This is a genomic window from Aequorivita sp. H23M31, from assembly GCF_004022485.1.
GTDB classification, from domain to species: domain Bacteria; phylum Bacteroidota; class Bacteroidia; order Flavobacteriales; family Flavobacteriaceae; genus Aequorivita; species Aequorivita ciconiae.
Window position 1 is genome coordinate 168,989 of the sequence record NZ_CP034951.1, and the last position, 15,398, is coordinate 184,386.

General features: G+C 38.1%; 12 protein-coding genes. 4 read left to right on the plus strand and 8 right to left on the minus strand.

Annotated features, from left to right (window positions below; all coding sequences use genetic code 11):
• Nucleotides 1–54: 54 nt before the first annotated feature.
• The 5 genes from EI546_RS00840 to fumC form a co-directional block, all read right to left on the minus strand.
• Entirely contained in the window at nt 55–612 is a 558-nt protein-coding gene (locus EI546_RS00840) for a dienelactone hydrolase family protein (protein WP_128248766.1), read from the minus strand.
• A gap of 113 nt (nt 613–725) precedes the next feature.
• Complete coding sequence (locus EI546_RS00845) at nt 726–1,529, minus strand: peptidase associated/transthyretin-like domain-containing protein (RefSeq protein WP_128248767.1); 804 nt, start codon at nt 1,527–1,529, stop codon at nt 726–728.
• Between the two features lie 273 nt (nt 1,530–1,802).
• A complete protein-coding gene (locus EI546_RS00850; protein WP_128248768.1) occupies nt 1,803–2,519 on the minus strand; it encodes a class I SAM-dependent methyltransferase in 717 nt (238 codons plus the stop codon).
• 225 nt (nt 2,520–2,744) lie between these two features.
• Nucleotides 2,745–3,233: a YqiA/YcfP family alpha/beta fold hydrolase gene (locus EI546_RS00855; RefSeq protein ID WP_128248769.1), complete on the minus strand. Its 489-nt coding sequence runs from the start codon at nt 3,231–3,233 to the stop codon at nt 2,745–2,747.
• Between the two features lie 286 nt (nt 3,234–3,519).
• Complete coding sequence (gene fumC / locus EI546_RS00860) at nt 3,520–4,905, minus strand: class II fumarate hydratase (RefSeq protein ID WP_128248770.1); 1,386 nt, start codon at nt 4,903–4,905, stop codon at nt 3,520–3,522.
• 261 nt (nt 4,906–5,166) lie between these two features.
• Between fumC and EI546_RS00865 the strand changes: the two genes are divergently transcribed.
• Complete coding sequence (locus tag EI546_RS00865; RefSeq protein ID WP_128248771.1) at nt 5,167–5,349, plus strand: hypothetical protein; 183 nt, start codon at nt 5,167–5,169, stop codon at nt 5,347–5,349.
• Between the two features lie 405 nt (nt 5,350–5,754).
• On the opposite strand, the gene recG is transcribed toward EI546_RS00865, so the two are convergent.
• Nucleotides 5,755–7,860 (minus strand): ATP-dependent DNA helicase RecG, encoded by a 2,106-nt coding sequence (recG, locus tag EI546_RS00870; protein ID WP_128248772.1) that lies wholly within the window; start codon nt 7,858–7,860, stop codon nt 5,755–5,757.
• A 104-nt stretch (nt 7,861–7,964) separates the two neighbouring features.
• On the opposite strand from recG, the gene EI546_RS00875 reads away from it, so the two are divergent.
• The 3 genes from EI546_RS00875 to EI546_RS00885 are packed head-to-tail and all read left to right on the plus strand — an operon-like array spanning nt 7,965 to nt 12,625.
• Nucleotides 7,965–9,548, plus strand: a complete 1,584-nt coding sequence (locus EI546_RS00875) for a T9SS type A sorting domain-containing protein (protein WP_128248773.1) — start codon at nt 7,965–7,967, stop codon at nt 9,546–9,548.
• A 36-nt stretch (nt 9,549–9,584) separates the two neighbouring features.
• Complete coding sequence (locus EI546_RS00880) at nt 9,585–11,723, plus strand: M1 family metallopeptidase (protein WP_240673135.1); 2,139 nt, start codon at nt 9,585–9,587, stop codon at nt 11,721–11,723.
• On the plus strand, nt 11,720–12,625 hold the full coding sequence (locus EI546_RS00885; RefSeq protein WP_128248774.1) for a patatin-like phospholipase family protein: 906 nt from the start codon (nt 11,720–11,722) through the stop codon (nt 12,623–12,625). Before EI546_RS00880 ends, EI546_RS00885 begins: the two co-directional genes overlap by 4 nt.
• Nucleotides 12,626–12,634: 9 nt before the next feature.
• On the opposite strand, the gene EI546_RS00890 is transcribed toward EI546_RS00885, so the two are convergent.
• Both EI546_RS00890 and EI546_RS00895 read right to left on the minus strand, forming a co-directional pair.
• Nucleotides 12,635–13,159: a DUF7935 family protein gene (locus EI546_RS00890; protein WP_128248775.1), complete on the minus strand. Its 525-nt coding sequence runs from the start codon at nt 13,157–13,159 to the stop codon at nt 12,635–12,637.
• A 173-nt stretch (nt 13,160–13,332) separates the two neighbouring features.
• Nucleotides 13,333–14,949, minus strand: coding sequence for an FMN-binding glutamate synthase family protein (locus EI546_RS00895; RefSeq protein ID WP_128248776.1), 1,617 nt, complete (start codon nt 14,947–14,949; stop codon nt 13,333–13,335).
• Nucleotides 14,950–15,398 lie beyond the last annotated feature (449 nt).

Below are 15,398 nucleotides of genomic sequence, written 5' to 3' on the forward strand. Positions count from 1 at the left end.
ATAACCGTTTACCAATCACTTATAAGAAGATTAATTTAGGTCTGCAGAAGATTTTTATTGGGGTCTATCCCTTTTTAAGGAACTTATAATTCTATTACAAATATCTTCTGCTATCGCTGGTTTCTTGTAAAATTCGTGGTCAGCGTCTTTATATAATTTTTGTGTTATTCCCATCTGTTGAAACCATTTCCTAGTTGGTGTATATAAATCATTTTCTCCATAGAAAAGTTCAACTAATCCCGATGGTTTTTGGGTTTCGTACCTCAGCCTGGTTGAAGATACCGCGAAAATTCTTTTGGCTTTTATTCCAGCTAGGGCCGCTTTCCAGGCAATGACTCCACCCACACTAAATCCCAGAATATAGGGGGCATCGGGTACTTGGAGCACTAATTTTTCAACAGCCATCTCGATCCCGCTGTTTACGAATTGATCGTGTATATGCTTCTCATCATAGCCTGTAGTTCTAACATCCCCTAAAACACACGAATCGTAACATTCAATATCGAAGTATTCTCTAAGCGCCATTTTATAATTTTCCACCCAATCTGATTTTTCTTCTCCCCAGAGGTCGGAGAGTAGTATTAATGCGGGTTTAACCTTGGGTTTTTGCATAAAAGTTTAAAGGTTTAAATGTTTATGAGTTTAGAAGTTTATGGTTTCTGTCACCACATTCATTTTCAACTTCAATTTCAAATTAATCCTCAGCTACATCTTCATCCCGAACTTCAATCCATTTTTTCTAAAAGCATCCGATACTCCTCACTTTTTCTTTCCAAAAATTTTACAATCTGCATTGTATCACTTTTCATTATCTTTTCATAATCAGGGTCTTCTTCGCAATAAAATATAAAAGAATAGACTTTGTACTTATCAATTTTAAGAGCGTCGGTAAAAAATGTTTCTGGAAATTTATTAAGAAGCGATAGGGTTAATTGATATGTTTTTTCAAATTCCAATCGCTTCTTAAGCATTCTAGTTCTTCCTGAAACTAGGTTTATTAAAGCATCCACAGGAGTTGAGGTTGCTGTATAGAAAGCTCTTTGGGTTTTTGAAAGTTGTTTTAAATCTGCATTGGGCAATCCCACGGAAGTGGCCGTAATTGGTTGTTCAGTACGAATGATATTGGCATCACTTCCAATGTAACCCGTTAACGACCTTCTTAGGGTAACAGCGGGAAGCTCGTTCATTTTTTCACTGAGATTGATACTAATTCTTTTTGCGAGTATTTGCTCGGCGGTAATTAACAGCTTTGTACTTTGAATATGCACGGCAGACACAGAAAGGGTGTCATTTAAGGCCACGGCAATCCAAAATCCTCCTATTGAATCTGTCACCGTTCCTTTGTTACTAGAAAGATTTAAAATGTTGATTCCCTCCACATCCACATCTGCTTCGGCAGTAATCTTGCCTTCCAAGTGTATCCGTTGGCAATATGTATTGCTACTGAAGAAAATAGTGAAGACAACAATTAAGATTCCTAATGACGGGGATATTTGCTGAAAGGAGATTGTGGGGAAGATTTGCTTCATTTAGAACGACATATTTTTAGCTAATTTGCTAATGAATATTATGTGAAAAACTAAAAGGTTTACTTCCCAAATTAATGCATCGCTCTATATTGCTCAAATGTATAGCTTTTATTTATTTACAAATTGATCGAATTTGTTTCTATGATTAAAATAAAACTGATGAAAACTTGAAATTTTTTTGTGGGAGTATTGTGAAACTTAAGGTCCAGATAAGTGAGAATTTTAAAAAAAATTAAATTTGGTTTCGGAATAAACATTCCCAAATTTCCCGAATCATTGTTTGATTGATTTAATAATGGTTAATGGTGGAAAGGTATCAAATAAGTAGGTTCCCTCATTTTGGACTTTCATTCCCAGACTTTTAAATTTCCGTGAGTAATTTCCAATATTTATAAAATCTGAAATTATTGTTTTTCCCTCTGGTTTAAGAATCCGGAAGATTTCGGCACAAGCAGCGTCCCTGTCTTTTGCTTTTTTAATATTGTGCAAACACAAATTGGAAACAATTACGTCAAAGTAATCGTTGGGGAAGTCGGTTTTAAGGATATCCATTCTGAGAACTTCCGTGTTGCCAGTGACGCCTTCTAATTTAGCATTCGCACGAGTACGTTCTAAGGTGTTATTACTTAAGTCCCGTGAATCAAAAATATCGATACCAATTGCCTTTCCAGTTGTCAATCTTTTAGCTGCTCCAATCATTAAAAGTCCCAGTCCGGTTCCAACATCCAAGACTTTTTCGCTGCCTGTCCATTGAATTTTGTTTAGAATTCGATCACGATGTTTAAGCTTTCCGAATTTAGAATAGAGCGTCATTAAAATGGCTCCAACAATTAGTGATACGCCAGCCCAAATAAAACCGGAAGTAACCAGTTCTATTTCCCCAAAAGAAACAATAGGAAATAAAAGAGTTATGGAGATTATTAAAATTCCAATAAAGAGAAGCCTCCTAATAACCTTGGGTGCATCAATACCGTAATCTATCTTTTTCATTATTCAGATTTCATTTAAGATGGTAGTTGTTAGTCGGTAATTGGATGTCGGTAATTGGATGTCGGTTATCGGTATTCTAGGGTTGGTTAACTTTGAATAACAATTAGTTGTTTCAACCTTATTATGCGGCTTCTTATATATTGGATAGCATAATGAAAATTAAACCTTAAATTTCGTAAATCGTAAATCGTAAATCGTAGATTGAAATTGCACTTTTTCCCACCATTAAATCTTCTTAAAAAACGCCTCAACCTCTTCCTTAAAAACTTGAATGGTAATTTGATGACCTAAGTCCTGTCTCACGTGGATATCGTAATTTGTATGTTCTTGAAGGTTTTTGGATAGGAATGTAAATGTGTCCCTTGGATTAATTACAGTGTCTTGGGCGCCCAAGACAATTTGCTTAAAACTGAGGTAGGGATTTTTAAAATTTGGTATTTTTTGGCTTACCGACCGGGAAGCTAGAGCGGGATTAAAAAGTAAAGAGGAGATTTTATAGGCATCGGCTACATAATAACCAACAAATCCGCCAAGGCTACTACCAATTACTGCATTAATTTTTTCATTTTTAAACTGTTCAACTAATAGTTCAATACTGTTGTATTCAGTTCGGTAATCAATCGCAGGAGATAAAACTTTTCCGTATTTCTGCAGAATGGTTCTTTTTTCGGGTGCCAAATCTCCATCCAAACCGTGTAGATATAGAATGTTCATAATTATAAGGGTTTTTTATTATACTATTAAAGTTAGTCTAAATCCACTTATCTAGAAAATCCTTATGATATAGTTTAACAAATTGTAAAAGGGTGGTTGTTTTGAATATTACGTCGATGTAAATAAAGATCTATAATATTTTCTTACCTGAAAACTGAAAAATCGAGCTATAAGTTAGAACCCTCTTAGCTTAATATAACTAGGAGGGTTTCTGACTTGAACATAACTAGAATGAGAAACTGAAATTATAATTTTTTTCGACATTCTCATTACTAGAAACTAGGTTTTAAACCATATCCTCAGGTCTAACCCACTTATCAAAATCTTCCGCAGAAACATAGCCAAGGTTTACTGCTTCCTCTTTTAGGGTAGTTCCATTTTTGTGGGCCGTATTCGCTATTTCCGCAGCTTTATAATAACCAATTTTGGTATTTAGCGCGGTAACGAGCATCAGACTGTTGTTCAATTGTCTCTTTATTGCATCATAATTCGGCTCAATTCCCTGGGCGCAATGCACATCAAAGGATACACACGCATCACCCAATAATTCTGCCGATTGAAGGAAATTGGCAGCCATAACTGGTTTGAATACGTTCAACTCAAACTGTCCCTGCATTCCACCCACGGTAATTGCCATATCATTGCCGATTACTTGGGCACATACCATTGTCAACGCTTCACATTGGGTAGGGTTAACTTTTCCGGGCATAATAGATGAACCAGGTTCGTTGGCTGGAATATTTAATTCGCCAATTCCACTTCTAGGTCCACTTGCAAGCATCCGTATGTCGTTGGCTATTTTATTTAGAGAAACTGCCAGTTGTTTTAAGGCGCCATGAGATTCAACAAATGCATCGTGGGCGGCCAAGGCTTCAAATTTATTTTTTGCGGTCACGAAGGGCAATCCCGTAAATTCCGAGATGTACTCTGCTACTTTTACATCATAACCTTTTGGAGTATTTAAACCTGTTCCTACGGCTGTTCCACCCAAAGCAAGTTCTGCCATATGCGGAAGGGTATTCTTCAAAGCTTTTATACCATGTTCAAGCTGGGCTGCGTAGCCACTAAATTCCTGGCCAAGGGTTAGGGGAGTGGCATCCATAAAATGGGTTCTTCCTATTTTTACCACATCTTTAAAATCGGCTGCTTTTTGAGAAAGTGTTTTTTGAAGTTGTTCAACACCAGGAATGGTGGTTTCCACTAACTTTTTATAGGCAGCAATATGCATTCCCGTAGGAAAAGTATCATTTGAAGACTGCGATTTGTTTACATCATCATTGGGCTGTAGCGTCTTGTCGCCTTCTCCGATCTTCATTCCCGCCAATTGGTGAGCTCGGTTCGCAATTACTTCGTTCACATTCATATTACTCTGTGTGCCACTTCCTGTTTGCCAAATTACCAAAGGAAATTGAGCATCATGTTTTCCTGCCAATATTTCATCGCACACCTTCGCAATAAAATCTCTTTTCGCCTCGGAAAGTACACCAAGCTCACAGTTGGTATAGGCCGCAGCTTTTTTTAGGTAGGCAAACCCACGAATTATTTCCAAAGGCATAGAAGCTTTTGGCCCAATTTTAAAGTTTTCAAAAGAGCGCTCTGTTTGTGCACCCCAAAGTTTGTCGGCTGGTACTTTTACCTCGCCCATGGTGTCTTTTTCTATTCGATATTGCATGGTAAATAATTTGTTTTTGAAGTTTATAATCTCTTTCAAACATCTTTTCAATAGATGGTTTTGTCAAGAGATTTATGGGTTAAAAGTGTTGTTTTGAGTGGTTTTCCAAAAAATAATGCTTCTTTTACAAAGGTAACTAAATCCTAAAAGGTGTTCAACCCGTACCGTTGTTTATTTGTTGTTGATAAATGGACTATATTTATTGGATAATCCCAAAAAAACCATTTATCTTTGGAGCATTATAATTAAACACGTTTTGCTATGTTTACTTTCGACCAATTTTTAGGATTTCTTGCAATTATGATTGTTTTGACCATCGGTTTTTGGCTGATGTTCTTTCTAGTGGGCATTTTGCCTTATTGGATAGGTGGCGCCCTAAAAGAAAGTTGGGATGAAAAAAGAGCGGCAAAGCGTAACAGAAATTCAATAGATAGAATAGATTAAAGATTTGCTATAAGTTGGAAAACCGTCCCAAAAATTCATTTTTGGGACGGTTTTTTTATGTACTGGGGTTTGCTTAATTAGGAAGTCAATTGTAAAGACTTGTACGAAATGCTTACAAGTGAAATACATTCTATTAAATCTTGTGGAATGTCACAGCTGAATAAATATTATTATTACCAATATGTAATAAATTAAGAATAATAGATGGGCTGAAATTTGTGGGATTTAATGGTTTCACCGCTTACGATGACTGAGTGGAGAAGAGGAATTGCAAAACGGGCTGTGCAAGGGATGAAACTTTGAGTGCTCACTAAATTTTCTTAAACTATTCAGTTACATTCAATTTTTTTTAATAATCTAGAAATGAGCAAAGAGCCAATTAAACAAAATGATGCTCACTTCCCGTCACGATATATAATTCCAAATATTCCGGTACTTCACCAACTGGGAATAGGTGTTTTTAACAGGGATGTTTTCTTCGGAAGAAAGGTTGGGATCGGCCTTTAGGATCTGCATTGCATAACTTCTAGCGATTTTCAATATCTCAGAATCTTTTACGATATCGGCGATACGAAGGTTTAATACGCCACTTTGTTGGGTGCCCATCAAATCCCCTGGACCACGCAGTTTTAAATCTACTTCAGCAATTTCAAAGCCATCGCTGGTGCGCACCATAGTTTGCAAACGGGTTTTCGCATCGGCGGAAAGTTTGTAGCTGGTCATCAAAATACAATAGCTCTGTTCGGCACCCCGTCCTACACGGCCCCGCAATTGGTGCAATTGGGAAAGTCCGAAACGTTCTGCGCTTTCAATAATCATCACGCTGGCATTGGGAATATTCACCCCGACTTCAATTACCGTAGTGGCGACCATTATTTGCGTTTCACCTTTTACAAAACGGTTCATTTCATATTCCTTATCGGCTGGTTTCATTTGGCCGTGGAGAATGGAAACCTGATATTTGGGTAGCGGAAATTCGCGGACAATACTCTCGTATCCATCCATCAAATCCTTATAATCCATGGTCTCGCTTTCCTGAATTAAAGGATAGACAATATACACCTGTCTTCCTTTGGAAATTTCGTCCCTAATAAAGTGAAAAACCTTGAGTCTATTTGCATCATATCGATGCACTGTTTTGATGTCTTTTCTACCTGGAGGAAGCTCATCAATAACACTGATATCCAGGTCACCATAAATGCTCATGGCAAGAGTGCGGGGGATAGGGGTGGCGGTCATCACAAGAACGTGTGGCGGATAGTCGTTTTTGTGCCAAAGTTTGCTGCGTTGCTCCACTCCAAAACGGTGCTGTTCATCCACAATTGCGAGTCCCAGGTTCTTGAATTTGACCTTATCTTCTAGCAGCGCATGGGTTCCGATTAAGATGTCCAATTCTCCATTTTCCAGTTTTTTGTGAATTTCTTTACGCTTTGAAGTTTTGGTTGAACCGGTTAATATTTCTATATTGGTATTCAGGCGTTTAGATAATTCACTCAATCCTGTAAAGTGCTGGACTGACAAAATTTCAGTCGGAGCCATTAAACAGGCTTGAAAACCGTTGTCAAGTGCTATTAACATTGACATGAAGGCTACTATGGTCTTTCCGCTTCCAACATCTCCCTGCAAAAGTCGGTTCATCTGGGCATTGCTCCCTAAATCGTTGCGGATTTCCTTGATTACCCGCTTCTGTGCTTCGGTCAATTCGAAGGGTAAATGGTGCGAAAAAAAGTTGTTGAAATTATCACCTATCTTCTCAAAAGGATATCCCCTTATTTTGGATTTATGAAGTAGGTTTTTTCGAATTAATTGCAGTTGTATATAGAACAATTCCTCGAATTTTAAACGGTATTGTGCCCGGGCTAAATGAGCTTGACTTTTGGGGAAATGTACGTTAAAAAGTGCCTCACTTTTAGAGACCAATTTTAGTTGTTCCAATAGCGGTTTTGGAAGGGTTTCGGCAAAGCCATGTTTGCTTTCCAAAAACAATTGTTGCATAGTGGAATTTAATACCCTATTTGTAACTCCGCTGTTAATCAATTTTTCCGTTGAGGGATAAACGGGCTGCATGGCTGAGCGGATACTCCTCTCGTGGTCCTCCAGCAATTCCATTTCGGGATGTGGCATGGAGAAACTGCCGTTGAAAAATTTTGTTTTTCCGAATATTACGTAGGGAATATTCAGCCTTAAGCTTTCCCGAATCCATTTTATTCCCCTGAACCATACCAATTCCATATTTAGGGTACCGTCCGTAAAGGTTGCAACCAACCTTTTACCACGCTGTTGCTCGACGGTTTTAATATGGGTGATTTTTCCGACTATTTGTACTTCTGCATTTGTGGGTTGTAAATCGGCGATTTTGTAATACTGCGTGCGATCCAGATAACGATTTGGGAATAGGTTCAGCAAATCCTGGAACGTACTGACACCAAGCTCCTTTTTGAGCATTTCAGCACGTTTTGGCCATAATCCCTTTAAGCGATCAATTGGAGTTTGCAGATGGTTGGTAGTCATAGAAACTGGCTTTTTTATTTGCCAAAAATGAAGTGGGACCACCCCATTAGAATTGATAAATGATATATTTGTCAATCCCTTGGCTAATTTAATAATTCTATACAATGAAAAAAACCTACTTTTTAATTGCTTTGTCCCTGTTGCTTCAAATTTCAAGCTTTGCAAATTCTTCTACCTTGGCAACACTTCAGCTAACCACAAGATTGACTGAAGATTACCCTCTTGAAATGCCGCAGTTAAAGGCATATCCCATATATATGAACGCCACGGCTCAAGATCCTGATACCATTTCTGAAGTTAGAATTTCTATCGATGGGTCCGAGTACAATGCTGAAGAAAATATAGGATTTTATTACTTTCTGTGGACTCCTGAAAGTTATGGAATTCATGAAATTGTGATGACCGCAAAATCTACCACCGGTGAGGAAATTTCAATTACCCGTAATATAAATGTTGTTAGCACGGCATCAACGCAAATGGTTGCTAGTTTGGAGGATGTGGTTATAGAATTTGGAGGCGATAACAGTCGCTGGTATTACGGCACTTATACATTTCCGCAATTTGTTGGCGGATATAATGATATCAACGCTTTTTTGGATGTGGCCTGTCCAAATATAACCGGCGGTTGTGATGATTGGGATCGGTGGGCGTTTATAGATGTTAAGGCGCCAGATGGCAATTGGATTCAGCTTATCCGGTATATTACTCCCTACGGGGTGGCCTGCAGTCATGAGCTAAATGTGACGGATTATAAATCTTTACTGCAGGGAGAGGTAGAATTGCGGGTTTTCATCGACACTTGGGGAACGGGTGGTTGGCAGCTTTCTTTAGATATGAATTTTGCCGCAGGAACGCCTGAATATCTCTATAGCGACGTGATAGAGATATGGGATGATAGTTATAGTTTCGGCGATCCGGCCAATTTGCAACCTGTACCGACCTTTAATGTGGAAATTCCGGAACTGGTGAATGCATCCCATTTACGGGTTTCCAATACCGGTCATAATTGGGGCGCGAACAATTCCGGCAATGCCGCAGAATTTTTTAATGCCACGCATTATTTGGATATTAACGGGGAACAGACCTTTTCACAACATCTCTGGAACCAATGCAACCCCAATCCCGATGGATGCACGGGCCAAAGAGGAACTTGGCAATATTCACGCGCTGGATGGTGTCCGGGATCTATTGCTCCTCCCGATGTTTACGATATGAGTGCATTTATTGGCACAGCCTTTAATCTAGATTACCGTTTTCATCCCAGCTATATGGACTATTGTCACCCAAACAATCCCGATTGCGTTTCCGGTCAAACGTGTCCCGATTGTAACGATGGCTCAAACCCCATATATTACGTGGATACACATTTAATAAATGAAAGCAATAATCCCATGGTTTACGGGAATATATTAGGGATTAAAGCTATAGACAATACAAAGATTTTTGACATTTCAGTGTACCCCAATCCCACAAAGGGAATGTTTCAGATAAACACAAAATCTCCTGATGGGGAAACTCGGATTACTGTTAATACCGTAGATGGCCAAGCGGTTAAAACCTATTACTTTCAAACTTCCGAAGAATTGAACCATCATTCTTTCGACCTTACCAATCTTTCGTCTGGTATTTATTTTCTTAATATTGAAAATTCATATGGTACAGGTGTAAAGAGAATCATATTAGAATAGAAATATTCCATCTTAAACTTTAAAAAAGGGTTATTTTTGGGAGACAAGAATAATCCTCTTTTTATGCTGTCATCTTTAAAGTTTGTAAGGTCTGCCAGACTTCGAAACATATCTGGAGGATTCTACATCCTTTTAATTTTCTTTTTTGCTTCTTACGCTGAAGTATTTGCGCAACAAAACGATATTGTTGATTTTCTTAAGGTAGAGGCAACCGTTGTTCCAAACGCGGACACAAATTCTATAACCGGTACCGTAAAATATTTCTTCAAACCACTTCAAAAAACGGATTCCATTTATTTGGATGCCAAAAACATGAAGGTACTTGATTATGAAATAAATGGAGTACAAGTGAAGATTGACGAAGATAAAATATGGTTGCTATCAAAATTTGAAAAAAACGTAACATACAGTATTATATTTACTTACGAAGCCATACCTAAACAGACACTTTACTTTTTTGGAAATGAGATATGGACTCAAGGACAAGGTAAATATACTTCCCATTGGCTACCGAGTATCGATGATACCAATGATAAAATCGAATTTGATTTAACCATAGTTGCACCAGAAAAATATACCGTAATCTCAAACGGGAAACTGAAAAAAACTGAATTGATTAATGATCAAAAGTATTGGTATTTCGATATGGGTGAACCTATGTCAAGTTATTTGGTTGCCTTTGCCATAGGTGATTTTGATAAAAAAATGCTGAGTTCCAGCTCGGGAATTCCTTTAGAACTTTATTATAAACCTTCGGATTCTCTAAAATTTGAACCCACATATCGGTATAGTAAACGGATTTTTGATTTTTTGGAGGAGGAAATTGGCATAGCTTTCCCTTGGCAGATTTATAAGCAGGTGCCCCTACGGGATTTCCTTTACGCCGGAATGGAAAACACTACTGCAACATTTTTTTCCGAAGCATTTGTGGTTGATTCCATTGGATTTAACGATCGAAATTATATTAATGTAAATGCGCACGAACTTGCCCACCAGTGGTTCGGCGATATGGTAACTGCGAAAACAGATTCTGATCATTGGTTACAAGAAGGTTTTGCAACTTATTACGCCTTACTTTCGGAAAAAGAGATTTTTGGAGATGATTATTACTACTGGCAGTTATACCAAACAGCCGAACAACTAAAGGCCTCGAGTGATGAGGGTAAAGGGGAATCGTTGTTGAATCCAAAGGCCAGCTCACTCACTTTTTACCAAAAGGGAGCTTGGGCACTTCACGTTTTAAGAGAAAAAATTGGGGATGAAAGTTTTAAGGACGCTATTAAAAATTATTTGAAAAAATACAGGTATGGAATTGTAACTACTTCTAATTTTTTGGATGAAGTGAAAGCGGTCTCCAATGTTGATATCACTCAATTTGAAGAAAACTGGCTTCATCAGGGTGCGTTTCAGAGCGAAGATGCTTATCGTTCGCTAATGAAATCCATTTTTATCCAAAATTATTTTGAGATCTCTGCATTACGAACCGTTCCCTTGAAGGATAAAAAGGCCCAATTAAGATCCGCACTCACTTTTCCAAATGACTTTATAGGTCAAGAAGTTATTTATCAATTAGCGGAAGAACCAATTTCCGAAACACTTCCAATTTATAAAAAAGCACTTGAAAGCAACAACTTATATGTGCGCCAGGCAGTAGCTTTATCACTTCGGCCTATTCCGAGGGAACTTCAAAATGATTATGAAAGTTTGCTAAAAGATAATTCCTATGTAACTCTGGAGTCGGCATTGTATCAAATATGGGTACAGTTTCCCGCAAAAAGAATGGAATACCTAGATCAAACGGAAGGAATTGAAGGTTTTCAAAATAAAAATATCCGTCAGCTTTGGCTTGCTCTGGCGCTAATTACCGAAAATTACCGCGATTCAAACAAAGTGGATTATTTAATGGAATTGAAGCAGTATACATCTACGGAATATAGTTTTGAAGTACGTGATAAAGCCTTTGAATACGTCAGCGAACTTAAACTTTGGGATAGCGGGACTCTGGAAAATCTAATCGATGCTTGTGTGCATCCTACCTGGCGTTTTGCAAAATCTTCAAGGGAACTTTTGAAGAGCGTTCTTGAAAATGGAAAATGGGCAGAAATTGTGAAAGCTCTTCAAGGTGAAATGAGTGGGAAAGCGGCAAATTATTTAACAACCATCCTAAAGGAATGAGAGCACTGGTAATTTCAGGCGGCGGCAGCAAGGGAGCATTTGCAGGGGGAGTAGCGCAATATTTAATTGATGAAATGCATATCGATTACGATATTTTTGTTGGTACTTCTACGGGAAGTCTGTTGATACCACATTTAGCCTTAAATCGGGTGGATAAAGTTAAAGCCGTTTACACTTCCGTGGATCAGAATAGTATATTCAGCAGTTGTCCTTTTGTGATTAAAAAAGACAAGTTTGGGGGCGGGCAGATTGCAATTAACCATTTCACAGTGTTAAAAAACTTTATCAAGGGTAAAAAAACCTTTGGAGAAAGTTTCAATCTTCGAAAACTTATCAAAAAGACACTTTCCGAATCAGAATTTGAAAAATTGAAGTCTTCCGATAAAGATGTAGTAGTCACGGTTTCCAACCTTTCACTAAACCAGGTTGAGTACAAGTCTGTAAATGATTTTAGCTACGACGACTTTTGTGATTGGATTTGGATTTCCTGTAATTTCGCGCCCTTTATGAGTCTTGCGGTAAAAGACGGCTGTGAATATGCAGATGGAGGTTTTGGGAGTATGGTTCCCATTGAAGAAGCCATAAATAGGGGAGCAGATACAGTTGATGTGATCATATTGGAAACGGAGGTAACTTACTACAATCGTCTTCCTTCTAAAAATGCTTTTACCTTACTTACCAATATCCACCATTATATGGCGGACAGGATTGAAAAGCAGAATATTCGTATCGGAAAGTTTGTTGCGGCGAATAAAAACGTTATAATTAACCTGTATTATACACCAACGGTATTAACCACAAACTCTTTGATTTTTGAAAAGGAAAAAATGACCCAATGGTGGGATCGTGGTTTTCACTATGCCAAGCAGAAAAATACCGAGCTCAACGAAATTAAGGTCTAAAAAGACGAATTAAAATAATTCTGATACTTCACCTTTAACGTATGTGATTGCCTTTTGTGACGGACTTACTTCCTCCATCAATTTTTCAATAATGCCTTGGCGCATTTTGTCCACGTTTCCCTCTTTTTCGTGCATACTCCCTTGTCTAATTACATTGATTGTAGCATTTTTTGCGGCGATCATTAGGTTCCAGCATTCAGGAGAAACATAGATTTGTTGGGTTATGTTATGCTCATATTCTTGCTCAATAGTGGTAATAAGCAAATTTTCGTAATCTTCTTTCGAATCGGAATAGGGCTTAATACGCACCAACAATTTGATTGGATCAATTCTTTCCAGAAATAAAGTTATTCGCTCATAAGCCTGGAGTCTAAGCGGCAAAACCTGTTTTTGGGCTTCTTTTTGGACGAGATACCTCCTTCGTCCTTCCTCATTGGCAGTATGTCCTTTAAAAAAATAATAAGCAATGATACCCACCACTATTGCTGGCAAAAGGTAGGCTACATAACTGATGATCTGGGTTACTTCGTTCATAAGAAATACAATGTGGATTCAAAAATAAGTCGTTTTCCATTGTTGTACAAGTAATACAACGAATTGAAAAATTTTTGAAATTTACGAATTTTGGAACCCTGTCTAAAATCAGTTTTTAAACAGGGATTGAAAGAATCTTTTAAAGCTATTTTCTTCTCATTTAACTCGAATCCTTAGTAGCGGACCAGATTTTCTTTTTTCATTGATTTCACTTCTTTCCGCGCTTCTTTTTCGTGATAATTTCCTCCTAGATGTTCACTTGTAGAAAGTTCCTTCATGCTTTCAAAGGGCACTGGGCACTTATGGTACATAAATGATTGTGCCAAGGTCTTTATCAGGTTCTTATCACCTACGGCAAGATCCACGTCATCCATTGTAAATTGGCAAGGATGTTCGTAGCCGCAAGCGTGCGTCATTTCAATCAACTCTTTTCTAAAATTCTTAAAATAGAAATGTGCCCTTACGGATTTATCATCCACGTTTAATCCGCGTTGTAGCCATTTGTTTTGGGTTGTGATTCCTGTAGGACAGCGATTTGTGTGGCACAATTGAGCTTGAATACAACCAATTGACATCATCGCCTCGCGAGCGACATTTATAAGGTCGGCACCCATTGAAAATGCCATTGCAGCTGCTGCCGGAAAACCTAATTTTCCACTTCCTATAAAAACAATACGATCGCAGAGATCATGTTTTTTAAAAACTTTATAAACTTCCGCAAAACCGAAAATCCACGGTAATGATACGTGATCCGCAAAACTTGGGGGCGCAGCACCTGTTCCTCCTTCACCGCCGTCGATGGTAATAAAATCAGGTCCTGAATTTGTTTCCTGCATAACCTTTGCCAGTTCGTTCCATTCGTTCATTCGTCCTACGGCGGATTTAATTCCAACGGGCAATCCGGTGGCTTTGGCAATGTTTTCTACGAACTCCACCAAGCCTTTTATTCCAGTAAAAGCTGTGTGAACCGGAGGAGAGAGCACATCTTTTCCTAAAGGAACGTGTCGGATATCGGAAATTTCCTGAGTGATTTTCGCCCCTGGCAACACACCTCCTTTTCCGGGTTTCGCTCCTTGGGAGAGTTTGATCTCAATAGCTCTAACCTGTGGGTTTTCATTAACAAGTTTTACCAATTTTTCCATTGAGAAATTTCCTTCATCATCGCGAATACCAAAATATCCCGTACCGAAATGGAATATTACGTCTGCACCCTGTTTATGGTAAGGAGAAAGTCCTCCCTCCCCAGTATTTTGATAGCAATACGCCATCGCACACCCTTTATTCAAGGCCGTTACAGCTCTGGCAGACAATGAACCAAAACTCATAGCAGAAACATTTATAACCGATGCCGGACGATAAGGTCGCGCTCGTTTATTGTAACTGCCCATAAGCTTGGCACATGGTAGGAAATATGGGTTCTTATAATTGGGATTGTCCTTTTCCAACTTGAACGGTAACAGAGAATTGTTTATAAAGATGTAGTTGGGCTTGAAAATATCGCGATCTGTCCCAAACCCTTTATAGTTGTTTTCATTCTTGGCAGAAGCGTATATCCAACTACGTTCTATACGATTAAAAGGCAGTTCTTCCCGATTATTTGCGACTATATATTGTCTTAGCTCGGGACCAATACTTTCAAGCATATAGCGAATGTGCCCAATAATGGGGAAGTTATGACTTATTGCATGATACTTGTTGAAAAATATATCCCGGATAGCTACTATGAGTAGAAATATAAGCACCCAGCCCCACCACGGTATTTGTCCCAAGAAAGATAAAACTTCGTTCATAAATTATTTTTTTTATAAAGATATTTAAAAATTAATGGATTCGAACGGAACATATATTAAGATAGACTTAAAGTGATTTGAATAATTATTTTTATAATGTCCAGGAACCATCATTTTGATTTTTTGTTGTCATGTGAATCTAATCCTTTGTAAAAATCCAAAATCGTTGTTTCCTGATTAAAATTTATTAGGTTTTCCTCTATTAAAGAGCCCTACAAGATTTTTTGGTATTTTGTTTAATTCGACTGCAACTGCAACTGTAACTCCGATCTTAATTTATAAATCATTGAAATAAAAAAAACTGAATTCCACCACTGTCAATTCAGAAAAATAAATTACTTTTGCACCCTCATAAAAATCGAGTATAGAATACTTTTTGATTTTTGAGAAATTCCCAGGGTGGGAAGGTGTTATAGTGAAGCTGTCCGTTTTTTATATGTCCAGTCGCT